This window comes from Reyranella sp., assembly GCF_044224635.1.
Taxonomy (GTDB): Bacteria; Pseudomonadota; Alphaproteobacteria; order Reyranellales; family Reyranellaceae; genus Reyranella.
Map to the genome: position 1 here is coordinate 1 of NZ_JBGAKA010000041.1, position 25,679 is coordinate 25,679.

Annotated in this window: 25 protein-coding genes; 18 read left to right on the forward strand and 7 right to left on the reverse strand. The window is 67.4% G+C overall.

The window, feature by feature from the left end:
* Positions 1-153 precede the first annotated feature (153 nt).
* From ACILR9_RS27865 to ACILR9_RS27890, 6 genes are all read left to right on the forward strand, one after another.
* The gene (locus tag ACILR9_RS27865; protein WP_395713241.1) at positions 154-363 is read left to right on the forward strand and encodes a twin transmembrane helix small protein; all 210 of its coding nucleotides are present in this window, start codon (positions 154-156) and stop codon (positions 361-363) included.
* A 4-nt stretch (positions 364-367) separates the two neighbouring features.
* Positions 368-961: a cob(I)yrinic acid a,c-diamide adenosyltransferase gene (locus ACILR9_RS27870; protein WP_395713242.1), complete on the forward strand. Its 594-nt coding sequence runs from the start codon at positions 368-370 to the stop codon at positions 959-961.
* A gap of 11 nt (positions 962-972) precedes the next feature.
* Positions 973-1,419, forward strand: coding sequence for a GNAT family N-acetyltransferase (locus ACILR9_RS27875; protein WP_395713243.1), 447 nt, complete (start codon positions 973-975; stop codon positions 1,417-1,419).
* 194 nt (positions 1,420-1,613) lie between these two features.
* Positions 1,614-2,363 carry an electron transfer flavoprotein subunit beta/FixA family protein gene (locus ACILR9_RS27880; protein ID WP_395713244.1) on the forward strand — a complete coding sequence of 250 codons (750 nt, stop codon included), beginning with the start codon at positions 1,614-1,616 and terminating at the stop codon, positions 2,361-2,363.
* A gap of 1 nt (position 2,364) precedes the next feature.
* Positions 2,365-3,300, forward strand: coding sequence for an electron transfer flavoprotein subunit alpha/FixB family protein (locus ACILR9_RS27885; protein WP_395713245.1), 936 nt, complete (start codon positions 2,365-2,367; stop codon positions 3,298-3,300).
* A gap of 16 nt (positions 3,301-3,316) precedes the next feature.
* The gene (locus ACILR9_RS27890) at positions 3,317-4,189 is read left to right on the forward strand and encodes a 3-hydroxybutyryl-CoA dehydrogenase (protein ID WP_395713246.1); all 873 of its coding nucleotides are present in this window, start codon (positions 3,317-3,319) and stop codon (positions 4,187-4,189) included.
* A 357-nt stretch (positions 4,190-4,546) separates the two neighbouring features.
* On the opposite strand, the gene ACILR9_RS27895 is transcribed toward ACILR9_RS27890, so the two are convergent.
* Positions 4,547-4,888 carry a hypothetical protein gene (locus ACILR9_RS27895; protein ID WP_395713247.1) on the reverse strand — a complete coding sequence of 114 codons (342 nt, stop codon included), beginning with the start codon at positions 4,886-4,888 and terminating at the stop codon, positions 4,547-4,549.
* A 131-nt stretch (positions 4,889-5,019) separates the two neighbouring features.
* On the opposite strand from ACILR9_RS27895, the gene ACILR9_RS27900 reads away from it, so the two are divergent.
* The gene (locus tag ACILR9_RS27900; protein WP_395713248.1) at positions 5,020-5,496 is read left to right on the forward strand and encodes a hypothetical protein; all 477 of its coding nucleotides are present in this window, start codon (positions 5,020-5,022) and stop codon (positions 5,494-5,496) included.
* Positions 5,497-5,505: 9 nt separating this feature from the next.
* Entirely contained in the window at positions 5,506-6,378 is an 873-nt protein-coding gene (locus ACILR9_RS27905) for a DUF817 domain-containing protein (protein ID WP_395713249.1), read from the forward strand.
* A 304-nt stretch (positions 6,379-6,682) separates the two neighbouring features.
* Here ACILR9_RS27905 and ACILR9_RS27910 read toward each other — a convergent pair whose 3' ends face one another.
* Positions 6,683-7,789, reverse strand: coding sequence for an amidohydrolase family protein (locus ACILR9_RS27910; RefSeq protein WP_395713250.1), 1,107 nt, complete (start codon positions 7,787-7,789; stop codon positions 6,683-6,685).
* 64 nt (positions 7,790-7,853) lie between these two features.
* Here ACILR9_RS27910 and ACILR9_RS27915 point away from each other — a divergent pair, with 64 nt between their 5' ends.
* Positions 7,854-9,338 (forward strand): M81 family metallopeptidase, encoded by a 1,485-nt coding sequence (locus tag ACILR9_RS27915; RefSeq protein ID WP_395713251.1) that lies wholly within the window; start codon positions 7,854-7,856, stop codon positions 9,336-9,338.
* A gap of 634 nt (positions 9,339-9,972) precedes the next feature.
* On the opposite strand, the gene ACILR9_RS27920 is transcribed toward ACILR9_RS27915, so the two are convergent.
* Positions 9,973-10,569: a TlpA family protein disulfide reductase gene (locus tag ACILR9_RS27920; protein WP_395713252.1), complete on the reverse strand. Its 597-nt coding sequence runs from the start codon at positions 10,567-10,569 to the stop codon at positions 9,973-9,975.
* Between the two features lie 140 nt (positions 10,570-10,709).
* Here ACILR9_RS27920 and argH point away from each other — a divergent pair, with 140 nt between their 5' ends.
* From argH to ACILR9_RS27935, 3 genes are read left to right on the forward strand one after another with little or no spacing between them, the layout of a single operon-like run.
* Positions 10,710-12,110: an argininosuccinate lyase gene (gene argH / locus ACILR9_RS27925; protein ID WP_395713306.1), complete on the forward strand. Its 1,401-nt coding sequence runs from the start codon at positions 10,710-10,712 to the stop codon at positions 12,108-12,110.
* A complete protein-coding gene (gene lysA / locus ACILR9_RS27930) occupies positions 12,107-13,378 on the forward strand; it encodes a diaminopimelate decarboxylase (RefSeq protein WP_395713253.1) in 1,272 nt (423 codons plus the stop codon). Before argH ends, lysA begins: the two co-directional genes overlap by 4 nt.
* A 45-nt stretch (positions 13,379-13,423) precedes the next feature.
* On the forward strand, positions 13,424-16,000 hold the full coding sequence (locus ACILR9_RS27935) for a TIGR02302 family protein (protein WP_395713254.1): 2,577 nt from the start codon (positions 13,424-13,426) through the stop codon (positions 15,998-16,000).
* A 154-nt stretch (positions 16,001-16,154) separates the two neighbouring features.
* On the opposite strand, the gene hpt is transcribed toward ACILR9_RS27935, so the two are convergent.
* Both hpt and ACILR9_RS27945 read right to left on the reverse strand, forming a co-directional pair.
* Positions 16,155-16,703 carry a hypoxanthine phosphoribosyltransferase gene (gene hpt, locus ACILR9_RS27940; RefSeq protein WP_395713307.1) on the reverse strand — a complete coding sequence of 183 codons (549 nt, stop codon included), beginning with the start codon at positions 16,701-16,703 and terminating at the stop codon, positions 16,155-16,157.
* 16 nt (positions 16,704-16,719) lie between these two features.
* The gene (locus ACILR9_RS27945; RefSeq protein WP_395713255.1) at positions 16,720-17,250 is read right to left on the reverse strand and encodes an MJ0042-type zinc finger domain-containing protein; all 531 of its coding nucleotides are present in this window, start codon (positions 17,248-17,250) and stop codon (positions 16,720-16,722) included.
* Positions 17,251-17,321: 71 nt separating this feature from the next.
* Here ACILR9_RS27945 and ACILR9_RS27950 point away from each other — a divergent pair, with 71 nt between their 5' ends.
* On the forward strand, positions 17,322-18,098 hold the full coding sequence (locus ACILR9_RS27950) for a lysophospholipid acyltransferase family protein (protein WP_395713256.1): 777 nt from the start codon (positions 17,322-17,324) through the stop codon (positions 18,096-18,098).
* 8 nt (positions 18,099-18,106) lie between these two features.
* Positions 18,107-20,416: an adenosylcobalamin-dependent ribonucleoside-diphosphate reductase gene (locus ACILR9_RS27955; RefSeq protein ID WP_395713257.1), complete on the forward strand. Its 2,310-nt coding sequence runs from the start codon at positions 18,107-18,109 to the stop codon at positions 20,414-20,416.
* A gap of 56 nt (positions 20,417-20,472) precedes the next feature.
* Here the strand turns inward: ACILR9_RS27955 and ACILR9_RS27960 are convergent, their stop codons facing one another.
* Entirely contained in the window at positions 20,473-21,474 is a 1,002-nt protein-coding gene (locus tag ACILR9_RS27960) for a Bug family tripartite tricarboxylate transporter substrate binding protein (protein WP_395713258.1), read from the reverse strand.
* 150 nt (positions 21,475-21,624) lie between these two features.
* On the opposite strand from ACILR9_RS27960, the gene ACILR9_RS27965 reads away from it, so the two are divergent.
* The 4 genes from ACILR9_RS27965 to ACILR9_RS27980 all read left to right on the forward strand — a co-directional run bounded on the left by ACILR9_RS27965 (position 21,625) and on the right by ACILR9_RS27980 (position 25,239).
* Positions 21,625-22,998, forward strand: coding sequence for a Do family serine endopeptidase (locus tag ACILR9_RS27965; protein ID WP_395713259.1), 1,374 nt, complete (start codon positions 21,625-21,627; stop codon positions 22,996-22,998).
* Between the two features lie 19 nt (positions 22,999-23,017).
* Entirely contained in the window at positions 23,018-24,307 is a 1,290-nt protein-coding gene (locus ACILR9_RS27970; RefSeq protein WP_395713260.1) for a replication-associated recombination protein A, read from the forward strand.
* Between the two features lie 241 nt (positions 24,308-24,548).
* On the forward strand, positions 24,549-24,746 hold the full coding sequence (locus tag ACILR9_RS27975; RefSeq protein WP_395713261.1) for a hypothetical protein: 198 nt from the start codon (positions 24,549-24,551) through the stop codon (positions 24,744-24,746).
* Between the two features lie 55 nt (positions 24,747-24,801).
* The gene (locus tag ACILR9_RS27980) at positions 24,802-25,239 is read left to right on the forward strand and encodes a hypothetical protein (RefSeq protein ID WP_395713262.1); all 438 of its coding nucleotides are present in this window, start codon (positions 24,802-24,804) and stop codon (positions 25,237-25,239) included.
* A gap of 14 nt (positions 25,240-25,253) precedes the next feature.
* Here ACILR9_RS27980 and ACILR9_RS27985 read toward each other — a convergent pair whose 3' ends face one another.
* Positions 25,254-25,670: a RidA family protein gene (locus ACILR9_RS27985; protein ID WP_395713263.1), complete on the reverse strand. Its 417-nt coding sequence runs from the start codon at positions 25,668-25,670 to the stop codon at positions 25,254-25,256.
* Positions 25,671-25,679 lie beyond the last annotated feature (9 nt).

Here is a 25,679-nt window from a genome sequence, read left to right on the forward strand (position 1 = left end):
CATACGCGACGGAGGGGTCATGAGCAGCGGGACTGAGGCCTCTGACCCCTCCGTCCGCGACTACGCGGACACCTCCCCAGCGAAGCTGGGGAGGGGAGAGTGGCGCGCTCCCGGCCATGAGCCCTCCGCCGCCGCAACGATAGAGTTCGCATCATGCTCGCCAAGATCCTGTTCTTCATGGTCATCATCTCGGGGCTGGCGACGCTCGGCATGCTGTTCGCCGGGCTGGTCAGCATGAGCCGCAATATCGACAACAGCCTCGAGGGCGGGCGGCGCAGCAATCGCCTGATGTGGTGGCGGGTGCGGCTGCAGTTCCTGACGATCGTCCTTATTCTGCTCTGGTATCTCGCGAGCAGGAGCTGAGCCGATGGTGACGTTGACCCGCATCTACACGCGCGGCGGCGACGCCGGGCAGACCTCTCTCGGCCGCGGCGAGCGGGTCTTTAAGCATGACCCGCGGGTAGAAGCCTACGGCACGACCGACGAGGCGAACTCGGTGATCGGCCTGGCGCGCAACGCCATCGCCCGCGCCGCGTCGGACGATTCGCGCGTGGCCGAAGCCGATGCCATGCTTGGGCGCATCCAGAACGACCTGTTCGATCTCGGCGCCGACCTGTGCACGCCCGAGGGCCAGGCCAAGCGCGGCGAGGGGGCGCTGCGCATCGTGCCCTCGCAGGTCGAGCGGCTGGAGCGCGAGATCGACGCGATGAACGCCGAGTTGACGCCGCTCAAATCCTTCATCCTGCCCGGCGGCAGCGAGGCCTCGGCGTGGCTGCATCTCGCCCGTACCGTGGCGCGCCGCGCCGAGCGCCGCATGACCCGGCTGGCCGCCGAGGAGACGATCAATCCCGAGGCGATCAAGTACATCAATCGGCTGTCGGACCATCTGTTCGTGCTGGCCCGCCGCCTCAACGACAACGGCGCCTCCGACGTGCTGTGGGTGCCGGGCGGGGCTCGCTGACGATGGCAAGCGTGGATGTGCGCGATGTGGCGCCGGCCGATCGGGCGGCGTGGGATCGCCTGTGGTCGGCCAATTGCGCTCACTACGGCGCCTCGCCATCGGCCGACGACAACGATGAACTGTGGCGACGGCTCGTGGACGTGGAATGCGCCATGGGTGCCTTGATCGCCTGCCACAGCAGCGCGAGCCCGCCGGTCGGGTTCGCCCACTATGTCCTGCACCCCCACACGTTCAGCAGCCGCATGGTCTGCTATCTTGAGGACCTGTGGGTCGACCCCGACGCGCGCGGCGGCGGCGTCGGGCGCCGCCTCGTCGAGGCGCTGATCGCGCGCGGCCGCGAGCACGGCTGGCGCCGGCTCTACTGGCATACCGAAGCCGACAATGCCGTGGCGCGTGCGCTCTACGACCGCATCGTGACGGTCACGGACTACGTCCGCTACGATGTGGCGCTGCAATAGACCCATGACTTGCCGGCAGGCCTCCGCAGAGGCTTCCAAGGGCCTCAACTTGTTGAAAAAATGGGATAAAATCTTCCACTGTGCGGCCTTGTGCAGTGCGACATCGTCTTGACATGTTCGCCTGAACACCCCTACACGAAGACCCCTTCGCCGGGCGGGAGGTCCGGCCGCAACTCACCTATAGGCGCAACGCGATGAAAGTGCTGGTCGCGGTCAAGCGGGTCATCGACTATAATGTCAAAATCCGCGTCAAGGCCGACAACACGGGTGTCGAGACGGCGAACGTCAAGATGTCCATGAACCCCTTCGACGAGATCGCCGTGGAAGAGGCGATCCGCTTGCGGGAGAAGGGATTGGCCACCGAGGTTATCGCCTTTTCCGCCGGCCCCGCGCAGTGTCAGGAGACGATCCGCACCGCGCTGGCGATGGGCGCCGACCGTGGCGTGCTCGTCCAGAGCGATGCCGAGCTGCAGCCGCTCGCCGTCGCCAAGCTGATGAAGGCAGTGGTCGACAAGGAGCAGCCCGGCCTGGTGATCGTCGGCAAGCAGGCGATCGACGACGATTCCAACCAGACCGGCCAGATGCTGGCGGCGCTGCTCGGCTGGTCGCAGGGCACCTTCGCCAACAAGCTGAACCTGGCTGACGGCAGCGCCGAGGTGAAGCGCGAGGTCGACGGTGGCCTCGAGAACATCAAGATCAAGCTGCCGGCGGTGATCACCACCGACCTGCGCCTCAACGAGCCGCGCTACGCCTCGCTGCCCAACATCATGAAGGCCAAGAAGAAGCCGATCGAGACGTTGGCGCCGGACAAGCTCGGCGTCGACGTGGCGCCGCGCCTCAAGACCTTGAAGGTCGAGGAGCCGCCCAAGCGCAAGTCCGGCATCAAGGTGAAGACGGTCGCCGAGCTGGTCGAGAAGCTCAAGAACGAAGCGGGAGTGATCTGACATGGCCGTCCTCGTCGTTGCCGCGCATGACGGCAAGAGCGTTCGCAGCAATGTCGCGAACGCCGTGGCCGCCGCCACGCAGATGGATGCCGACGTGCATGTCCTGGTGGCCGGCAGCAACGCCGGCGAGGCGGCCAAGTCGGCCGCCGCCATCCAGGGCGTGACCAAGGTGCTCGAAGCCGAGGACGCGGCCTACGCCAACTGGCTGGCCGAGGACGTGGCGCCGCTGGTGGTCAAGCTGGCGCCCGCCTACAGCCACGTCGTGATGGCGGCCGATTCGGTGGGCAAGAACATCGCCCCGCGGGTCGCTGCGCTGCTCGACGTGGCGCAGGTCTCGGAGGCCATCAAGGTCGTGTCGCCGGACACGTTCGTGCGGCCGATCTATGCCGGCAACGCCATGGCGACCGTGCAGACCGCCGACAAGATCAAGATCGTCACCATCCGGCCGACCAACTTCAAGGCCGCGGCAGGCGGCGGCTCGGCGCCGGTCGAGAAGATCGCCGGCACCGGCGCCGGCGGCCTCGCCACCTATGTCGGCGCCGAGCTGTCGAAGAGCGAGCGGCCCGAGCTTACCAGCGCCAAGATCGTGGTCTCGGGCGGCCGCGGCCTACAGAGCGGCGAGAACTTCAAGATGCTGGAATCGCTGGCCGACAAGCTCGGCGCCGGCCTCGGCGCGAGCCGCGCCGCGGTCGATGCCGGCTACGTGCCGAACGACTATCAGGTCGGCCAGACCGGCAAGGTGGTGGCGCCCGATCTTTACATCGCCATCGGCATCTCCGGCGCCATCCAGCATCTCGCCGGCATGAAGGACAGCAAGACCATCGTCGCGATCAACAAGGACGAGGAGGCGCCGATCTTCCAGGTCGCCGACTACGGCATCGTCGGCGATCTCTTCCAGATCGTTCCCGAGTTGATCGCCGCGGTCGAAAAAAAGTAACGCGGAGTATCGCGTCATGATCAAGCGCATCGGCGTCATCGGTGCCGGCCAGATGGGCAGCGGCATCGCCCATGTCTGCGCGCTCAAGGGCTTCGACATCCGTCTGGCTGATGTCGACCAGGCGCATCTCGACAAGGGCCTGGAGTCGATCTCCCGCAACATGGATCGCCAGATCGGCCGCGGCATGATTCGTCCCGACGACAAGGACGCCGCGCTGGGGCGCATCTTGCCCGGTCTCGATTACAAGGCCTTCGCCGACTGCGACCTGATCGTCGAGGCGGCGACCGAGAACGAGGCGGTCAAGCGCGACATCTTCAAGAAGGTGTGCGACGGCCTGCCACCCAACGTGCTGCTGGCCACCAACACCTCGTCGATCTCGGTCACCCGGCTCGCTTCGGTGACCGACCGGCCCGGCAAGTTCATGGGCATGCATTTCATGAACCCGGTGCCCCTGATGGGGCTGGTCGAGCTGATCCGCGGCATAGCCACGGAGGAGGAGACCTTCCGAACCGTCCGCGACGTGGTGGTGAAGCTCGACAAGAAGCCGGTCAATGCCGAGGACTTCCCCGCCTTCATCGTCAACCGCATCCTGCTGCCGATGATCAACGAGGCGGTCTACGCGCTCTACGAAGGTGTCGGCAACGTCGAGGCGATCGACACCGGCATGAAGCTCGGCGCCAACCACCCGATGGGCCCGCTCGAGCTCGCCGACTTCATCGGCCTCGACACCTGCCTGTCGGTGATGCAGGTCCTGCACGAGGGTCTGGCCGATTCCAAGTACCGCCCGTGCCCGCTGCTGGTGAAGTACGTCGAGGCCGGCTGGATCGGCCGCAAGGTCAAGCGCGGCTTCTACGACTACTCGAGCGACCGCCCGGTCCCGACGCGGTAGGGCCGCTGGCGAAGGGTGCAATTTTGCCGTAACATGTTACGGTAGGGGATGTTCGATGGCGCGTACACCTCATAAGCCGGTGCCTGCTCTCAAGCGTATGACGGAGCCTTGCTTCTGCTCCTGGGAATCGCCTGATCCTCTGCAATCGCTGCTGTGAAACGAGGAGGAAGGGGCGCCGGGTTCCTCTGACCCGCACCGCGTCAGCCCGGTCACGTTGCCAAGGACGAACGCGACGATGCTGATGGCGCTACGCTTCTGCTCGTGAAGGGCTTTCCCCGGTCGGGCGTTGAAGTCGAGATCGAAGCCATGGCGGCAAAAGCCGACTAGCGTCGGCCGATTTCCGGCCTGGACCTGGGACTAGCGGGCGGGGCATGGACCTTCTTCGCGGTAGTCCGTGGCGACGCCGCGCTCGACCGTCCACTCGGTGAGACACAGCGCCGTTGCGGTGCCCGTGTGCGGAAGCGGCCGGATCGTCCCGCCGGAATAGCTGTAGGCCAGGGTCGGATTGGAGATCGTCGCTGGTTGGCGCCATTGCAGGCGCCTGGTGCCGGGCACGGTCTCGACGCTGACGTCAGGCGGCCGCCCCATCGTTGCAACCAAGGTGGCTTCGTCGGCGCCGACCATTGCCTTCTTCGGCGTGGCGTCGGCCGATGCGCAGGCCGCCATAGCCAGTCCGGCGAGTAACGCGAGATGACGCATGTCGTGCTCCTTTACCGCACGATGATAGGCATCGCGCGCGTGATCGACCAGTCTGCAACGGCAGACCAGAGTGCAATCGCGATTTGGCCGCAATCGACGCCATGATGTCTCGCTCTTACGGGGGCGATCCAATGAAGTCAGGCACGGTGCATCTCTCGGTCATGCTGACGGTGCTGGTCGGCTTGGCGCTTTCGGTCCTTCCTGTCGGACCGGCGGAGGCGCAATGGGTGATGCTGGCGCGCCGCGCGGTCGGCCGCATCCACCACATGGCCGAGGCCAACCAGCAGGGCGGACGTACCGGTTACGATTTCGCGACGGTTATCCTCGAGGCGCCGGCCGATCGCGTCTTTGCCACAGCCGTCCAGATGGCGCGCAGGAATCCCGCCGTACGCGTGGTATCCGAGGATTCCGGCCAGCGTCGCCTGCAGGTCGCCGAGGGCGATCGCACGGCAACGCTGAACGTCGTGCCCTTCAACGACGAAGTCTCGCAGCTGCTGATCGCCGGCCACGCCGGGCCGGGCGAGGGGCCGACGGCCTCCCTGGTGGTCCAGGCGGTGCTGCGAATCTGCCGGGAAATGGGCAAGCAGTGCGAGGTCGGCGGCGGCTGAGCGGCCGCGATGCGCGCTCTCGCGCTGGCTGCGGTCGGTCCGGTCCAATGGCTCGACCGCCGGCTTCTCGAGCCGCGCGCCGACGAGCGCCTGGCCGGCTTCCGCCGGTTCGTCGTCGAGTTCCTCTATTTCGGCATCAAGCAAGCGCGCGCCTGCCTGTTCGCCGGCCTGTTCTTCCTCGCTATCTTCACCGTGCCGCGCGCCGGCCTGTGGGGCGTGCCGCGCTACGACGTGCTGCTGATCTTCGCCCTGGCAGTGCAGGCGTGGATGGTGTGGGCCAAGCTCGAGACCTGGGACGAGCTCAAGGCGATCTGCCTGTTCCACGCCGTGGGATTCGCGCTCGAGGCCTTCAAGACGTCAAGCGGCATCCAGTCGTGGAGCTATCCCGACTTCGCCTACAGCAAGCTGTTCGGCGTGCCGTTGTTCTCCGGTTTCATGTACGCCGCGGTCGGCAGCTACATCATCCAGGCGTGGCGGCTGTTCGACCTGCGCATCCGCCATCATCCGCCGTACTGGATGGCTTGGCTGGTTGCGGTCGCGATCTACGTCAATTTCTTCACCCACCATTTCATCGGCGACTATCGCTGGCACATCGCCGCCTGCGTGCTCGGCCTCTATGGACGCGCCACGGTGGTCTTCCGTCCCTACGACCGCGAGCGCAGCATGCCGCTGCTGCTCGCCTTCGTGCTGATCGGCTTCTTCATCTGGCTGGCCGAGAACGCCGCGACGTTCTTCGGCATCTGGCGCTATCCCAACCAGCTCGGCGCTTGGACGCTGGTCCACGTCGCCAAATGGAGCTCGTGGTCGCTGCTGGTGATCATGACCTTCACCATCGTGGCCAACCTCAAGCATATCAAGCGCATGATCCACGTGCCGGAGTAACTGATCCGGGGGCGCCGCTTGATCGGCTGGTACGACGGGTACTGCCGTCGTTCAGACCTGATCCGACCGAAAGCCAGGCCCGTGACAGTAAGATCTTCGATCTTCGTTGAAGCACCATCCCTTCGGCCGACGTCCGAGTTTCTGTCGTCCTGAGCGCAGCGAAGGACCTCATCGCCGCCCGCAACAGGAGCACTTTGAAACTCCTGGCAATGAGATCCTTCGCTGCGCTCAGGATGACAGAACGGATCCCGAGTCGGTTCCACTCAAAGCAATCACGCTCCGCTGGCCCGGTCCCAGCAATGACTCACACCAACCCCAAGAACCGCTCCGCCGTGCGCCAGCGCACGCCGTTGGCGAGTCCGGCCGGCAGTGGGGCAAGGTGCTCTTCGAGGTCCTTCACCGCGCCCGGATAGGTGCAATCGTAATGGGGATAGTCGGCGCCCCAGAGGATGCACTGCTCGAGGCCCATCTCGGCGAGCCGCGGCAGGCGGTGCGCCTCGTCAGATTCGATCGAGATGAAGCACTGCTCGCGGAACAGCTCGCTCGGACGGCGCTTCAGCCACGGCACGTGCTGGCCCATCGACTCGAAGTGTCCGTCGAGCCGGTCGAGCCAGTATTCCAGCCAGCCCAGTCCCGATTCGAGGAAAGCGATGCGCAGCCTGGGATGGCGCTCCAGCACGCCGCCGGCGACGATGTCGAGGCACGCCGCCATCTGCTCGAAGGGATGGCAGATCATGTGGCTGAAGAAGAGGTTGTCGTAGCGCCCGGTGGCGAAGCTCGGCATCAGGGCACCGAAGCTGCCGTGCACGGCGGCGAACAGCCCGTCGCCGGCGACTGCTTCCCAGAACGGCTTCAACGACTCGTCGTAGAGCGGCAGGCCCCTGTAGCGCTCGGGCCGGAAGCAGACGCCTTTGAGACCGAGCCTGGCGATGTGCGCGACCTCGCGGCGCGCCGCCTCGGCGCTTTGCAGCGGCACGATGCCGACTGCGCTCAGCCGGCCCCTGCCATCGCGGCACATGTCGGCAATCCATTCATTGTAGGCATGGCACGCAGCGGCGGCGACTGCCGAATCCTCGATGTCGCCGGCCAGCAGGTAAAGCGAGGGGAAGAGGAGGGCACGCTCGATGCCTTCCTCATCGAGCACGCCGATGCGCGCCCCACCATCGTAGGAACCGGGCAGGATGTCGTCCCAGGTCGGAACCTTGTCGGGGTCATCCATGCCCCAGGGCACACAGGCTGCAGCTGGCCTGAGGTTGCGGCGGATCGTCCCGTTGATCGACATCCAGTCGCGGCCGTCGGCGTCGCGCTCGACGCGAATCGTGTCGGCGCGATAGCGCTTCTCGACGTAGTCGTTCCACAGCGCCGGCGGCTCGCAGATATGGCCGTCGGCGTCGATCACCCGCTTTGTCATTTGTTTCCTCCCGGATGTCGCGCGAGACTTGGCCTCCCGGGTTGTTCGCGCAAGGAAAAATCGCATGGCTCACCGGCCGATCCGCATCGCCGTCCTGTACTTCGCCCATGAGACGGTGAGCTTCCTGCCGAACGACACGACGCTCGACGACTTCATCTACGAAGGCTCGCCGGCCAGTGGCGAGGCGTTGCTCGCCCACGATCCGAGATCCTACATGGGCGGCTTCGTGAAGGTGGCGCGCGAGCACGACGGCGTCGAGCTGGTCGGCATCGATTCGCCGCTCTTTCCCAGGACTGGAACCGGCTCGGGCTGGATCACCGAGGACGCCTACGAGACTTTCGTCGGGCGCATGATCGAGGGCCTGCGTGCCCAGGGGCCGTTCGACGGCGTCTACCTCGCGCTGCACGGTGCGATGGCGGTGCGCGGCGTGATGCGGCCCGAGGCCGACCTGGCGCGGCGGGTGCGTGCCGCCGTGGGGCAGGGCGCCTTCATCGTCGGCACCTTCGATCCGCACGGCAACGAGGACGAGGAATTTCTGCGCCACGCCGACATGGCGTTCACGGTGAAATACTTTCCCCACTACGACAGCCATCTGCAGGGCGAGCGCGCGGCGCGCATGCTGGTGCGCGCGATCCGCGGCGACTACGCGCCGGCCACCGTCACGCAACGCGTGCCGATCATCTCGGCGACCGTCCTGCAATGGACCGGCGCCTCGCCGTGGATGGACCTGGTCCAGCGCGCGCTCACCTGGGAGGCGCGCGAGCCCGATCTCTACGTGAACTTCTTCTTCGGCTTTCCGTTCGCCGATGTGCCCGATGTCGGCATGACCTTCCAGGTGATGACCAACGGCAAGCCGGAGCTGGCGCGCAAGGCGGCCGACGACATGGCGCTTGCGGCGTGGCGGCGGCGCGAGGCACTGCTCGGGTCGACCAAGGTTCATGTTATCCCCGAGGGCGTCAGGCTCGCCAAGGAGGCGATGGCGCAGGGGGCGACGCCCATCGTGCTGGCCGATCACAGCGACCGCTCGGGATCCGCCACCTGGCTCCTCAAGGAGATCATCGCCCAGGATCTGCCCGACACGCTGATCGCCACCATCGCCGATGCGCGGGCGAGCGATGCGCTCGAGGCCAACGGCGTGAAGGCGGGCGATCCGTTCGACAGGGAGGTGGGCGGCCTGGCCGACGAATCGGCCGGCGCGCCGGTGCGCATCCAGGGCACGGTGATGAACGTTGTGGAAGGCCGCGGCCAGCGCTGGGTCGTCGTGCGGTTCGGCCGCAACAACGTGCTGGTGCTGAGCCGCTTCCTTGTCCAGGTGACGGAGCCCGATCCGCTGCGTGCGCTCGGCCTCGATCTCACCCGGTTCAAGGCGTTCGCCATCAAATCGCGCGTCCATTTCCGCCGCGGCTTCGACGACAGCGGCTTCGCCAAGACCATCCTGCTGGTCGAACCGGAGCAGCCGTTCCTGGGAACCGTGCGGCTGGAGGGCCTGCCGTATCGCAACGTCGACCTGAAGAAGTTCTACCCCTACGGCGATCCGCAGTTTCCGTGAGGGGTGCGCCTTTCACTCTCCTCCCCAGCTTCGCTGGGGAGGTGCCCCGTCATACGGGACGGAGGGGTCATGAGCCTCAGTCCCGCTGCTCATGACCCCTCCGTCGCCGAAGACGGCGACACCTCCCCAACAGAGTTGGGGAGGAAAGTGAGAAAGTACCCATATGTGAATGCCCTGCAGGGGGAGGCGAGCGGAATGCCGCCTGTCCTCGATTGCACAAGCGCGTGGCTGCAGGTGTGAGCCAGTTCGGCTGACCGGCCTGCCCGCGCCGGCAGTGTCGTGATAGCTCGGTCGTGAAGCTGCGCGTGAACCAAGGGACACGACCGTGATTACCAATTCCACCGCTGCCGCACGACGTCCCCGGTGCGTCCCTTCGCTGCCGATTCGGAGCGCGTGCAATCAATTGCACAAGCTTGCGGCTGCAAGCGCGATGACGAACGAGCCTCGCTGTTCCGGTATCTCACATTCCCTGATCTGGTGTGCGAGGTTCCCTGTTAATTTTTTTCGTTTCCCTGTTCCAATTCCCTGTTCCGCGCACCGCGGCGCGACCGCCGCGGGTCGCCAAGCCGTTGCGATAGCGGCCTCATTTGCCTGTCAAGACCGTCCGTTCGAAGCCGGGGTTCGGCTTTTTCCATCAGCCGCCGTTGCCGAGCGCCGCCTTCATGAGGGCGATGCCTTCGGGCGTGTCCCAGTCGGTGTCGCCCTCGATCCGGCCGAGCTCGCGGCCCGCCGGGTCGACCAGGATCGAGGTCGGCAAGAGGGTGACGCCGAGCGTCGACATCGCCTTCTTGCCCTTGTCGAAATAGATGCCGAGATTGTCGAGGTTCTGATCCTTGTAGAACGGCGCGACCTTGGGCTTGGACGGGCCGTCCAGCGAGATCGGCAGGACGATGAACCGGTCCCTGGGCAGCATCGCCTGCAGGCGATCGAGGCTCGGCATCTCGCTGACGCACGGCGCGCACCAGGTCGCCCACAGGTTGATCAACCGCACCTTGCCGTTGAGGTCGGACAGACGCATCGGCCGGTCGTCGGCGTTGAGGAACTCGAGGTCGGGCACGGGCCTGGGCGGATTGGTGATCTTGAAGCGCGCCATGGCGCCCCTGGCCAGCCTCGCCGACACCTCGGCGCGCGCGCTCGCCGGCGGTGCGGCCAACTGCACCGCCGAAGCGGCGGCGGCAACGGCCAGCAGGCGGCGGCGGCCGGTGAGGAAATGTCGGGCGGGATGTGCCATAAGCCGCGTTCCTACAGAGTCATTGGCTGATATTCATGGCACGAAAGAACACGACTGCGCGAGGGGCGAAGCCCGATTCCAACGCGAAGGGCCGCTCCGGCACGGCGACCAGCTCCGAGACGATGAGCCGCTCCAACACGATGTGGGGTGGCCGCTATGCGCGCGGCCCGGCGGAAATCATGGAGCGGATCAACGCCTCCATCGGCTTCGACCGGCGGCTTTATCGACAGGACATCGCCGGCTCGCTTGCGCACTGCGACATGTTGGTCAAGCGCGGCATCCTGACCGCACGGGACGGACGCGCAATCAAGAGAGGCCTCGCCCAGGTGCGCGAGGAGATCGAGTCCGGCCGCTTCAAGTTCTCGACCAAGCTCGAGGACATCCATTTCAACGTCGAGGCGCGGCTGACCGAGCTGATCGGGCCGGCCGGCGGGCGCCTGCATACTGCGCGCTCGCGCAACGACCAGATCGCGCTCGACGTGCGGCTGTGGGTGCGCGACACGATCGACCGCCTGGAAACCATGCTGGCCGACCTGCAGGTCGCCCTGATCGACCGCGCCGGAGAGTACGCCGCCACGATCATGCCGGGCTTCACCCATTTGCAGACGGCCCAGCCCATCACCTTCGGCCATCATCTGCTGGCCTATGTCGAGATGGTCGGGCGCGACCGCAGCCGGTTGCGCGATTGCCGGGCCCGGCTGAACGAATCGCCGCTGGGGGCGGCGGCGCTGGCCGGCTCGCCGCATCCGATCGATCCGCGCCAGACCGCCCGGGCGCTCGGCTTCGACCGGCCGATGGCCAACTCGCTCGATGCCGTGTCGGACCGCGACTACGTGGTCGAGTTCATCGCCGCGGCGTCGCTCATCGCCGTGCACCTGTCGCGCCTCAGCGAGGAGATCGTGATCTGGTGCAGCGCGCCGTTCCGGTTCATCACGCTGTCGGACGCCTTCACCACCGGCAGCTCGATCATGCCGCAGAAGCGCAATCCCGACGCCGCCGAGCTGACGCGCGCCAAGGTCGGCCGCATCGTCGGCGCCTTCGTGGCGCTGTGCACGGTGCTCAAGGGCCTGCCGCTGACCTACGGCAAGGACATGCAGGAGGACAAGGAGCCGCTGTTCGACGCCGCCGACTCGCTCGAGCTCGGCGTCGCGGCGATGACCGGCATGGTGCGCGACCTCAAGGCCAATCCCGAGCGCATGCGCGCCGTCGCCTCGGCCGACTACTCGGTGGCGACCGATCTCGCCGACTGGCTGGTGCGCAAGGTCGGGCTGCCGTTCCGCGAGGCCCATCACGTGACCGGCCGGCTGGTCGGCATCGCCGCCGCCCAGGGCGTCGACCTCGACAAGCTGACGCTGGCCGAGATGCAGGCGGTCGAGCCCCGGATCGACCGCGGCGTGTTCGGCGTGCTGACCGTCGAGGCCTCGGTCAACGCCCGCAAGAGCCTGGGCGGCACGGCGCCCAACAATGTTGCACGCGCGGTGCAGGACGCCCGCCGCCGCTTCCTGGGACAAAAGCGTCCCTTTCAGGGACGTAGCCGATGAGCTTCTTCACCTACCGGGACGGTGCGATGCACGCCGAAGGCGTGGCGCTGGCCACCATCGCGGCCCAGGTCGGCACGCCCTTCTACTGCTATTCGACTGGCGCGCTGCGGGCAGCGTGGCGCGAGTTCGCCGACGGCATCAGGGGCATGAACGCCAGGGTCTGCTACGCCATGAAGGCCAACTCGAACCTGGCGGTCATTCGCCTGTTCGGCGAGCTGGGGGCGGGGGCAGACATCGTCTCGCTCGGCGAGATGCAGCGCGCCCTGGCGGCCGGCATCCCGGCCAGGCGGATCATCTATTCCGGCGTCGGCAAGAAGCCGTCCGAGCTGATGGCGGCGCTGCAGGCCGGGGTCGGCCAGATCAACGTCGAGAGCTCGGCCGAGCTCGAGACCCTGAACGCCGTCGCCGGCCAGCTCGGCGTCGCTGCCGACATCACTATCCGGGTCAATCCGGACGTCGATGCCGGAACTCACGCCAAGATCACCACCGGGCGCAAGGAGAACAAGTTCGGCATCGATATCGACCTTGCCCGCGACGCCTACGCCTTGGCGGGGCGCCTGCCCAACCTGCGGGTGGTCGGAGTGGCCATGCATATCGGCTCCCAGCTCACTTCGCTCAACCCCTATCGCAGCGCCATCGCACGGATGCGCGCGCTGATCGGCCAGCTCAGGAGCGACGGCCATGCCATCGACCGGTTCGACATCGGCGGCGGCCTGGGCATCGTCTATGCCGACGAGAAGCCGCCTTCGATCTCAGACTTTCTTGCAATGGCGGCCCGCGAAACCGACGGGCTGGGCTGCGAGCTGACCTTCGAGCCGGGCCGGCGCCTGGTCGGAGAGGCCGGCGTGCTGGTGAGCGAGGTCATCCTGGTCAAGCCGGGCGCGGCGAAGACCTTCGTCGTCGTCGATGCGGCGATGAACGATCTCATTCGCCCGACGTTGTATGAAGCTTGGCACGATATCGTCCCCGTCAAGGAACGCCGCGATGCCGCCACGATCCGTTGTGACATTGTCGGACCGATCTGCGAATCGGGCGATTACCTCGCGCAGAACCGTGATCTGCCCCCACTGGCTGCGGGAGACCTCGTCATGATACGCTCGGTTGGCGCCTATGGCGCGGTGATGGCTTCGGCCTACAACACCCGCCCACTGGCGCCGGAGGTCATGGTCGATGGCACGCGCTTTGCGGTGACCCGGCCGCGGCCCTCGATCGAAGAGATGCTCTCCGTCGAGCGGTTCCCGCCCTGGATGGAGCCGACGAAGCCTTAGCGCCCAAGCCCCCGGGCGCCCCGGTCAGATAAAGAAAGGACGGCGATGGACGCCAGCCAGACCACCCAGATCGCAGCGCCCGGCGTGGCCCGCAAGATCGGCGTGGCCCGCATGGCCCTGGCTTGGGAGAGCCTGTGGCCCCGGCTCGTGCCGCTGCTGGCCTACCTCGCCCTGTTCGTGGCGGCCGCCCATTTCGACCTGTTCGCCGGTCTCGACCCCTGGGTCCATACTGGCCTGCTGGCGGTGCTGGCGATCGCCTTCGGGACGCTCGCTTGGTGGGAGCTGCGCCGGTTCGCCTGGCCGACCCACGAGGAGGCGGTGCGCCGCCTCGAGCGGGACAGCGACGTGCCGCATCGGCCGCTGGTCGCGGTGCAGGATCGGCTGGCCGCCGGATCGGGCGATGCGATGGCGGCCGCGCTGTGGGATGCCCATCGTCGCCGCGAGGCCGAGCGCCTGGCGGCGCTCAGCAACAAGCCGGCCCGCCCCGGGCTCGCCATCCTCGACAAATGGGCGCTGCGCTTCGTGCCGCTCCTGGTGCTGATCGTCGCCATCGCCAGCGCCGGCGGGTGGCGCGCCGATCGCATGGCCGCTGCCGTCACCCCGGCCTTCCCGCCGCCGCCGCCGGTGGTCGCCAACCTGTGGATCGCGCCGCCGGCCTATACCGGCAAGCCGCCGATCTATCTCGACATGGCCGATCGCGACAAGCTGTTGCGCGTGCCGGTGGGCAGCAAGCTCGCGGGCTTCGTCGACGACGTGCGCGGCCGCAAGCCGCCCCAGCTCGTGATCGAAGGCGGCGGACCGCCCGCCGAGTTCAACACCGTCGGCAAGGGCAAGTACCAGATCGAGCAGGTCATCACCGAGGGCAAGCAGATCGTCCTGCAGGCGCGCGGCGACGAACAGGCGCGCTGGAAGCTGCACGTCATTCCCGACCTGGCGCCGACCGTCGAGTTCGCCAAGCCGATCGGCGTGGACAAGTGGTCGACCAAGATCGAGTACATCGCCGGCGACGATTTCGGCGTGACGGGCGTGCAGCTGCAGATCCGCCTGCATGGCAGTGCGCTGGGCGACGAGGCGCTGAGCGCCGACGAGGAGCCCGAGGTCATCCGCCTCGACCTGCCGGTCGCCGGCAATTCCAAGAAGGTCGGCGACAGCTTCGTGCGCGACCTGACCAGCCATCCGTGGGCCGGGCTGAAGGTCACCGTGATGCTGTTCGCGACCGATGCGCTCGGCCAGAAGGGGCGCAGCTCGGTCGAGACCTTCCTGCTGCCCGAGCGGGTGTTCAACGATCCGACGGCGCGCGCCCTGATCGTGTTGCGCAAGGCGCTGACGCGCGATCCCAAGGGTTATCGCACCGACGTCGTTGACGGCATGCGGATGGTCCATGCCAAGCCGGAAAGCTACCGCAACGATCCGGTGGTGCAGCTCGGGCTCAAGCTCGGCGCGACGAAGCTCGCCCAGGACGGCGACAAGCCGACCATCACCGAGACGCAGAAGCTCCTGTGGGATCTCGCCATGCGCCTGGAGAGCGGCGCCATGTCGGATGCCGAGCGCAACCTCGAGCAGGCCCGCCAGGAGCTGCGCGACGCCGTGCAGCGCAACGCAGGCGACGAGGAGATCGAGCGCCTGATCCAGCAGCTCTACGACGCCATGGCGAAGTGGCAGAAGGAGCTGGCCGAGAAGATGAAGGATCCGGAAGAGCGCCGTCGCATGCAGGAGCAGGCGGAGAAGATGGATCCCAACAACACCATCACCGGCGACGACCTGCAGAAGATGCTCGACAAGATTCGCGAGATGGCCAAGAACGGCCAGCGCGAGGAGGCCAAGCGGCTGCTCGAGGAGCTGCGCAAGATGATGGAGAACGCCACGCCGATGATGGCCGGTCCCGGCCAGCAGCGTCAGCAGGGCCAGCGCGGCCAGCAGGGCCAGGGCAACCAGCAGGGTCGCGAGATGATGAATCAGCTCGACCGCCTGTCGCGCCGCCAGAACCAGCTGTTGGGCGAGTCGGAGCGCGAGGGCCGTCAGCAGCAGGGCCGCCAGGGTCAGCAGGGGCAACGCGGTCAGCAAGGGCAGCAGGGGCAGCAAGGCCAACAGGGCCAGCGCGGTCAGGGCAACCAGCCGGGCGAGGGCCAGTGGGGCGAAGGGCAGCGCGGCCAGCAGGAAAGTCTACGCCGCCAGCTTGGCGAATTCATGAACCGGCTCGACGAGAACGGCATGCCGATGCCCGATTCGCTGGGCCGCGCCGAGCGCAACATGCGCGAGGCCGAGGATGCGCTGCGCCGCGGCGACCCGCGTGACGCTTCACGCGCCCAGCGCCGGGCGCTCGACAACCTGCAGCAGGGCATGGGCGACATGGCCGAGGCGATGCGCCAGCAGCGCGGCCCCGGCAACGGCCAGGACCTGGCCGAGATCGAGGAGCGCGAACGGCGCAGCGAGGACCGTGACCCGCTCGGCCGCTCCGACGGCAATTACGGCGACGCGGTCGACACCGGCGTCGACAAGGTGCCGCTTGAGCTCGAGCGCCAGCGCAGCCGCGAGATTCTCGACGAGCTGCGCCGCCGCGCCGGCGAGCAGCGCCCCAAGGACGAGCTCGACTACATCGACCGCCTGCTCAAGACATACTGAGTGCATGGCCACCTCCCCAGCTCCGCTGGGGAGATGTCGCGTCTTACGCGACGGAGGGGTCAAGAGTCATGGGAGAGAGTTGAGCTTGGGGCTCACGACCCCGCCGTCCGCGATTACGCGGACACCTCCCCACGCCTGGCGTGGGGAAGAAATTCTACCCCGTCTGCTCGACCACGCCAATGTACGGCAGCCCGCGGAAGCGATGGGCCCAGTCGAGGCCGTAGCCGACGAGGAACTCGTCGCCGGCTTCGAAGCCGACGAAATCGGCGTTGAGGGAGGTGCGGCGCTTGCCCGGCTTGTCGAGCAGGGTGCAGATCGACACGTGATTGGCGCCGCGCTCGAGCAACAGATTCTTGGCGAACGAGAGCGTCAGGCCCGATTCGAGGATGTCGTCGACCAGCAGGACCTCGCGATGGCGCACGTCGTCGACGATGTCACGCACCACGCGGACCCGTCCGCTGGATTCGGTGCCGCTGCCGTAGCTCGACAGGGTGAGGAAATCCATCGACCAGTCGGCACCGGCACGGCTCAGCGCGCGGATCAGGTCGGCAGCGAACACGAAGCTGCCTTTCAACACCGACACCACCAGCGTGTCGGCCGGCAGCTTGGCCGCGAGCTCGGCCGCCATGACGTCGATGCGCGCGGCGATCTGCGGCGCGGAGAAGCGGATCGAGACGGTGGGCCGGCCGGCCGGCGCGGGCATGGTCATGTCTGCCCTGCTACTCGATGGCCGGTGCGCTGTCGACCCGGACCGTCCTTGGCAGGCCGGCACCGGGCGGGCCGGTGCGTCTGGCGTCTGCAGTCGCGAGGCGGGCAGGCGGCGCCGGAGCGGGCGAGAGGCCATCGAGCGAGAGGCCCGTGGCACGCCACGGCATCGGCGACTTGGCGCCGGTATCGCCGCGAAACACCAGGACCGCGCCCAGCGCCACCGCCACCAGGACTGCGGCGGCGATCCAGTAGGGCCAGCGTGGCCGGCGGGCCGGTGGCCGTGCGATCGCCGGCAGGCCGGAGCGGTAGGTCGGTTGGGATTGGTCTTGACCTTGGGTTTGACCCTGGGATCGCGCCGCCGCCGCTTGCGGTTCCGGCTCGGGCTGCTCCAGGCGCTCGCGCAGGACCGCCGCGGGAGCCGGCCCGGCTCGCTCGAACCAGCGGTGATTGCATCGCGCACACTGGACGGTGCGTCCCGTGGGGCCGATTGCCAACGGATCGACGATGTATCGCGCCCCGCAATTGGAACAGGTGACGTGCATGATGAGCGGGGAATTCCGCGCTAGATGTGCTTGTGAGAGGACATTAAGCTTCTAAATCTTGCGATACAAGCATGACCGGTTTTCATCTCTGGCTGCGCTCCATCGCCTTCAACGCGGGTTGGTACGCCGGCACGGCGGTCATCGCCCTTGCCGGCGTGCCGATCCTGTTGCTGCCCCGCCGCGCCGTCGTCGCCTGGGCCCAGCTGTGGACAAGGTTCTGCCTGTGGTGGCTGCGCGTCACCGTCGGCCTCGACCATCGTGTGCGCGGGCTGGAGAACCTGCCGGCTGGCCCGGTGATCGTCGCCTCCAAGCACCAGTCGTCGTGGGAGACCCTGGCCTACACCTTGCTGTTTCCGCATGCCGCGACCGTGATGAAGCGCGAGCTCGTCTATATCCCGATCGTCGGCTGGGCAATGGCACGGGCCGGCAACATCGCCGTCGAACGGGGTGACGGTGCCAGGGCGCTGCGCGGCCTGGTGCGCGACGCCAGGGCGGCGATCGCCGAGGGCCGCTCGATCCTGATCTTTCCGGAAGGCACGCGCGTTGCCGTTGGCAGCGAGCGGCCCTACCAGGTCGGCACCGCCGCCCTTTATCGCCAGCTCGGCGTGCCGGTCGTCCCGGTGGCGCTCAATTCCGGCCTGTTCTGGGGGCGGCGCCAGTTCGTCAAGCGGCCCGGCCGCATCACCGTCGAGGTGCTGCCGGCCATCCCGCCCGGTCTTGACCGCGACGCCTTCATGACCACGCTGCGCGGGCGCATCGAAGGCGCTACTGGCCGCTTGGTCGCCGAGGCAGCTGGGACGGAACGAATTGGGAACAATCCTGTTGATATCGACCTGGCCGACGCCTAGGATTCATCATGGAATGGGGTCCTGTCTCCCAGCGCATCTGGGACATGAAATACCGCTTCCGCGATCCTGCCGGCGCCGATGATGGCGACCTCGAGGGCACTTGGCGGCGGGTCGCCAAGGCCTTGGCAGCGATCGAGCGCGACCCCGACCTGTGGGCCGAGCGGTTCTACTCGGCACTGTCGGGCTTCAAGTTCCTGCCGGCCGGCCGGGTGATCGCCGGCGCCGGGACCGGGCGCAGCGTCACCCTGTTCAACTGCTTCGTCATGGGCACGATTGCCGATGACATGTCGGGCATCTTCGAGAGCCTGCGCGAGGCGGCGCTCACGATGCAGCAGGGCGGCGGCATCGGGCATGATTTCTCGACCCTGCGGCCGCACGGCGCGCCGGTGAAGGGCGTCGGCGCCGACGCCTCGGGCCCGCTCTCCTTCATGGATGTGTGGGATGCGATGTGCCGCACCATCATGAGCGCGGGCTCGCGCCGCGGTGCCATGATGGCGACCTTGCGCTGCGATCACCCCGACATCGAGGCCTTCGTCGACGCCAAGCGCGATCCCACGCGGCTGCGCATGTTCAACGTCTCGGTGCTGGTCACCGACGCCTTCATGAAGGCGGTGAAGGAGGATGGCGACTGGGATCTCGTGTTCGGTGGCCGGGTGTTCCGCACCATCAGGGCGCGCGGCCTGTGGGAGCGCATCATGCGCGCCACCTACGAGTACGCCGAGCCCGGCGTGATCTTCATCGACCGCATCAACCGGCGCAACAACCTGCACTATTGCGAGACCATCCAGGCGACGAACCCGTGCGGCGAGCAGCCGTTGCCGCTGTATGGCGCCTGCCTGCTGGGATCGATCAACCTAGGCGCACTGGTCGCCGAGCCGTTCACGCCGGGCGCCCATCTCGACCTCGATGCGCTGGAGCGGCTGGTGCCGCTCGCCGTGCGCATGCTCGACAACGTGGTCGACGTGTCGCGCTTTCCGCTGCCGCAGCAGGAGCGCGAGGCCAAGGCCAAGCGTCGCATCGGGCTCGGCGTCACCGGCCTCGCCGATGCGCTGATCTTCTGCGGCGTGCGCTACGGCTCGCCCGAGGCGGTCAGGCTGACGCGCGACTGGATGGGCGCGGTGCAGCGCCTGTCCTATCTCGCCTCGGCCGACATCGCCGCCGAGAAGGGCAGCTTCCCGCTCTACGATCGCGCCCGCTTCCTGGCCGGCGAGACCATCCGCGGCCTGCCCGAGGAGGTGCGCGCCGCGATCGGCCGCTACGGCATCCGCAATGCGCTGCTGAACTCGATCGCGCCGACCGGCACGATCTCGCTGCTGGCCGACAATGTCTCCTCGGGCATCGAGCCGGTCTTCGCCTTCAGCCATGTCCGGCACGTGCTGCAGCCCGACGGCTCCAAGCGCGAGGAGAACGTCGAGGATCACGCCTTGCGGGTGTGGCGGACGCTGCGGGGCAACGAGGCGCCGCCGTCCGAGGCCTTCGTCGATGCCCAGACGCTCGAGCCCGCCGCGCACCTTGCCATGCAGGCGGCGGCGCAGGAGTTCGTCGACAGCTCGATCTCCAAGACCATCAACCTGCCGCGCGACATCTCCTTCGAAGCCTTCAAGGACGTCTACGAGCAGGCCTATGCGCTCGGCTGCAAGGGCTGCACGACCTACCGGCCCAACGACGTGACCGGTGCGGTGCTCGAGGTGAAATCGGCGGAAACCAGGAGCGCGGTGGCGCCCGTGGCTGCTCTGGTGCCGGCGGCGCGCGAGAGCGGTGTCGTCTACATCGCCCAGCCGCTCGACCGGCCGGGCGACCTGCCGGGCCGGACCTACAAGATCAAATGGCCGGGCAGCGACCACGCGATCTACATCACCATCAACGACATCGTGCAGGACGGCCGGCGTCGGCCGTTCGAGATCTTCATCAACTCCAAGAACATGGAGCACTACGCCTGGACGGTGGCGCTGACCCGCATGATCTCGGCGGTGTTCCGCCGCGGCGGCGACGTCTCGTTCGTGGTCGAGGAACTGAAGGCGGTGTTCGATCCGCGCGGCGGCCAGTGGATGGAGGGCCGCTACGTGCCATCGCTGCTGGCCGCGATCGGCGGCGTGATCGAGCGTCACCTGATCGAGATCGGCTTCCTTGCCGGCGACGGCCCGCGCCTCTCCGATGCAGTCGACGCCAAGATGCGTCTGGCGGCCGCCCAGCGTGATCCCGCGGGCGGTGGTGCTGCGTCGGCAATGGGCCAATGCCCCAACTGCGGCGCCGCCGCCCTCAGCCACCAGGAAGGCTGCGACGTCTGCCTCAATTGCGGCTACTCGCGCTGCGGCTGATCAATCGAGATCATCCTCCTCCCCAGCGAAGCTGGGGAGGAGAATATGAGCGATGTTCACCCGAGCTCGAGCTGGATGCCGGCCGACTTGCTGACCGCCGCCCAGGTCGCGGCGAAGTCGCCGACGAACCTGGCGTACTCGGCCGGGGTCATCGGCTTGTCCTCGGGCAGCAGCACGACCTCCTTGAAGCGCTCGACGACCTCGGGCGCCCTGTAGGCCTTCTGCAACTCGGCGTAGAGCCGCGCGACGATTTCCGGCGACATGCCCTTGGGACCGGAGACGCCGACCCAGGTCGAGGTCGTGAGTTGGGGGAAGCCCTGCTCGGCGAAGGTCGGCGCGTTGGGGTACATGTCGATGCGCTTGTCCGAGCTGACGGCGAGCAGGCGCACCTTGCCGGAGTTGATGTGCGGCACGTTGGTGGTGATCGGGTCGAACATTGAGGGGATGGCGCCGGCCAGCATGTCCTGAAGCGACGGCGCCGAGCCGCGATAGGGCACATGCTTCAGCTTGATGCCGGCCAGGCTCGACAGCAACTCGCCCATCAGATGGGTGTTGGAGCCGATGCCGGAGCTGCCGAAGGCGATCTGGTCCGGCCTGGCCTTGGCGTCGGCGATGTAGTCGGCCAGCGTCTTGTAGGGAGAATCGGCCGGTACGATGAGGACGTTGGGGGTATGGCCGATCAGCGCCACGTGGCTGAAGTCGCTGACCACGTTGTAGGGCAGCTTGGGATAGATGCCGGGGGCGATGCCGAGCGGCGAGGCGTGCGAGATCACCAGCGTGAAGCCGTCGGGCGCCGCCTTGGCGGCGAGATCCGAGCCGATCGTGCCACCGGCGCCCGGTTTGTTCTCGACCACCACCTGGGTGCCGAGCGCCGCCGAGAGCTTGGGGGCCAGGATGCGCGAGATCGTGTCCGCCGTGCCGCCGGGCGGGAAGGTGGCGATCAGCTTGATCGGTGCCTTGGTCGGCCAGTCCTGGCTCGCCTGGACGGCGGGGATGCCGAGGGCGGATCCCATCGTGGCGGCCGAGGTGGCGACAAGGGTACGGCGGCTTAGCTTCATGAGGCGCTCCTGTTCGACGCACGCCTGTGGTGGCGTGTCGCGCTCAGGAACGCAGCAATGGACATGCCAAGGCCTCTGGCCCCAATGGCGAAAGGGTCTTGATTTGACCGGGGAGTGGTCGCAAATCGAAATCTGTAGAGGAGGCGTAGCATGGCCCGGCGGGCAATCCTGATGGCGATGGCAATGGTCGGCAGCCTGGCGGCGGCGCTTGCGCCGTTGCCCGGGCCGGCACAGCCCCTGCCGGCGGACCGCAGTGAGCTCAGCTTCTCCTACGCTCCCCTGGTGAAGCGCGTCTCGCCGGCCGTGGTCAACATCTACACCACGACGACGGCGCGCGTGCAGCGGCGCCTGCCGTTTCCTTTTCCCGGCGTGCCCAATGCCGGCGAGCGGGTGCAGAACGCCCTCGGCTCGGGCGTGCTGGTGCGTCCCGACGGCCTGATCGTGACCAACGCCCACGTCGTCAAGGGCGCCGACGAGGTCCGCGTCGTGCTGGCTGACCGGCGCGAGTTCGAAGCCAAGGTGGTGAGCCAGGAGGAGCGCTTCGACCTCGCCCTGCTGCGCATCGACGGCAACGGCGACAAGTTCCCCTTCCTCGAGATGCGCGATTCGGACTCGGTGGAGGTGGGCGACATCGTGCTCGCCATCGGCAACCCGTTCGGCCTGACGCAAACGGTGACCAGCGGCATCATCTCGGCGCTGGCGCGCAGCGCCGGAGGCGTCAACGATTCGAGCTTCTTCATCCAGACCGATGCCGCGATCAACCCGGGCAATTCCGGCGGCGCCCTGGTGAGCCTCGACGGACGGCTGATCGGCATCAACACCGCGATCTACTCGCAGACCGGCGGATCGGTTGGCATTGGCTTCGCCACGCCGTCGAACATCGTCACCCGCGTGGTCGCGACTGGCGAGAGCGGTGGGCGCATCGTGCGGCCATGGCTCGGCATCAACATGCAGCGCGTGACGCCCGACCTCGCCTCCGGCCTCAATCTGCCGCGGCCGGTCGGCCTGGTGGTCAAGGAGGTCTTTCCGGGTGGCCCCGGCGCGCGCGCCGGCCTGAAGCGCAACGACGTCATCGTCGGGCTGAAGGACCAGCCGATCGACGACGAGGCGAGCATGCGCTTCCGCCTCGCCACGCTGCAGGTCGATACGGTGGTGCCGATCCGGGTGATCCGCGGCGGCAAGGAGCTCGTGTTCGACATGAAGCTGGCGCCGCCGCCCGAGGATCCGCCTCGCGACAAGTCACAGCTGGAAGGGCGCCAGCCCCTGAGCGGCGCCTCGGTAGCCAACATGTCACCGGCCGTCGCCGACGAGCTCGGCCTGGTCGAATGGCGGCCCGGCGTTATCGTCACCGAGATCACGCCCGGCTCCTACGCCGGGCGTTTCATCCGGCCTGGCGACATGATCCTAGGCATCAACGGCCAGGACGTCAAAAATGTCGCCGAGCTCAAGAAGCGCATCACCGGCGGCGTGGCCAGCGTCACCATCGGCCGCGAAGGCATGGTGTCGACCGTCCAGTTCCGCTGAAGCGAAAGCGGGCGCCGCGATGCCGGCCGAGCTGTTCGCCTCGCTCGCCCCGACACCGCTCGCCGAGCGGCTGCGTCCCAAGACACTGGGGGAGATTCTCGGCCAGGATCACCTGCTCGGGCCGGAAGGGCCGATCGGGCGCATGCTGGCCAACCGCAAGCTCGGCTCGCTGATCCTGTGGGGGCCGCCGGGTTGCGGCAAGACGACGATCGCCCGCCTGCTGGCCGAGCACACCGACCTGCATTTCGAGCCGCTGTCGGCGGTGTTCTCCGGCGTCGCCGACCTGCGCCGCATCTTCGAGGCGGCGCGCCAGCGCCGCCGCGACGGCAAGGGCACCCTGCTGTTCGTCGACGAGATCCATCGCTTCAACCGCGCCCAGCAGGATGGCTTTCTGCCTTACGTCGAGGACGGCACGGTCACGCTGGTCGGCGCGACGACGGAGAACCCGTCCTTCGAGCTCAACGGCGCGCTGCTGTCGCGCTGCCAGGTGCTGGTGCTGCGCCGCCTGGACGATGCGGCGCTGGGCGCCCTGCTGGCGCGCGTCGAGCAGACGCTCGGCCGCGCCCTGCCGATCGACGAGGAGGGCCGGCAGGCCCTGTTCGCCATGGCCGACGGCGACGGCCGCTACCTGATCGGCCTGGCCGAGCAGCTGGCGCAGCTCAAGGACAAGGGGCCGGTGCCGCCGGCCCGGCTGGCGACGCTCCTGCAGAAGCGCGCGCCGCTCTACGACAAGGCGCAGGAAGGGCACTACAACCTGATCAGCGCGCTGCACAAGTCGCTGCGCGGATCGGACGTCGATGCCGCCCTCTACTGGTTCGCCCGCATGCTCGATGGCGGCGAGGACCCGAAATACATTGCCCGCCGTCTGGTGCGCTTCGCCGTCGAGGATGTCGGCATGGCCGACCCGCAGGCGCTTCCCCAGACCCTGGCCGCGTGGGACACCTACGATCGCCTGGGCTCGCCCGAGGGCGAGCTCGCGATCGCCCAGGCGGTGATCTATCTCGGCACGGCGCCGAAATCGAACGCGGCCTATACCGCCTTCAGTGGCGCCAAGCGCGCCGCCAAGGAGCACGGTTCGCTGATGCCGCCGATGCACATCCTGAATGCGCCGACCCGGCTCATGAAGGAGATCGGCTACGGCAAGGGCTACGAGTACGACCACGACACCGAGGACGGCTTCTCCGGCCAGAACTATTTTCCCGACCGGATGGCGCGCGAGGAGTTCTACCGGCCCGTCGAGCGCGGCTTCGAACGCGAGATCCTGAAGCGCCTCGAATACTGGAAGAAGCTGCGCGCGAAGAAGCGGTAGTGGGTACTGGACTTTCTGCCCAGAAAGGCCATATTGACTGAATGCCTGATCCCGAGGTCGAGATCGATATTGTTGCGGCCTTCGGCGGGATCGCGGACTACGGCCAACGGTTTGCCGTCTACATTCCCAACAGGGATCGAGATGGCGCTGCCGTGGATCAGGCAAGGTGGATTGACGCGGCGCTTGCTCTTCTGTCTGACATCGCTGGTGGTGCGACAGCCATGCCGCCAGTCACCGGAGCGTGGCGGAACCCGGTGACGGGGCTCTGATTATCGAGGAGCCGGTCGTCGTCTATGCCTACGTCAAGCCTGCAGCCTTCGTCGACCGGCTTGGCGGGTTGGCAGCGTTCGTGCGGCGGATGGGACGCGAGACGAACCAAGGGGCGATTGCCCTCGAATTCGATGGCGTATTCTTCACTGTAGAGGACTTTGGCGAATGAATTGCCGACGGGGGCCGGCCATGGCCGGCCCTGAACACGGACACGGAGGTTCAGTATGGAAAAGTCGAGGGACAAGCCTCGTCACAACGTGAAGTTGGTCGGCCGGACGGCCCGCGAGCAGTTGAGGAATACGTCGCGCAAGCCGCAGGCGATCATCCCTCGGGACGTTGTCGCAGCATTTGACGGGCGACCGCTATCGATGGCGGTCGGCAATACACAGGCGCCTGATACGCTGCTCGCCGTTCGAGATATCCTCATGGATCGGTTGCGCTCGACTGGCGGTCGCCCCAGCCTGGCAGGCGAAGGCTCGCGCCAAAGAGTGCAGGTATCGGCTCAGGATTGGCAGCGCATCGCCGACATTGCGGATCATGTCGAAGTCGGTCGGCATAAGCCGTCGCCTGCCCAGGTCGCTAGCGTGCTGATTCATCTAGCGCTCGAGCGCATCCCAGCAAAAGAGGTCGATCGCCTGATGCAGGCGGAACGACAAGAGTAGTCTTCGCAGGTCGCTCAGCGGCGCGGCAGAAACACCACCGACGGCTCGACCTCGATCAGGAACGCCTCGTCGGCGAGGCTCGGCACGCCGATCCAGGTCGAGCAGGGCGGGGCGTCTCCGAACACCTTCCTGAGAGCGGCGCTGATGGCCTTGCCTTCGCGCATGTGACTCTGCCTGATGTAGAGGCGCAATGAGCCCACTTGGTCGAGCGACGCGCCGGCCGATGCCAGGGCGGTGGCGAGGTTCTCCAGACTCTTCTCGAGCTGGCGGCCGATGTCGCCCGCGCCGACGATCCTTTGCTCCGCATCCCAGGCTACCTGGCCGGACACATGCACGGCCTCGCCAAGCGGCGTCGTCACGACGGTGACCTGGGAGAAGCCGTAGGCCCGGCTCTCGAAGAGGCCGGCGGGGGCGTGCGACGATCGGCTCAAGGCTGTCGC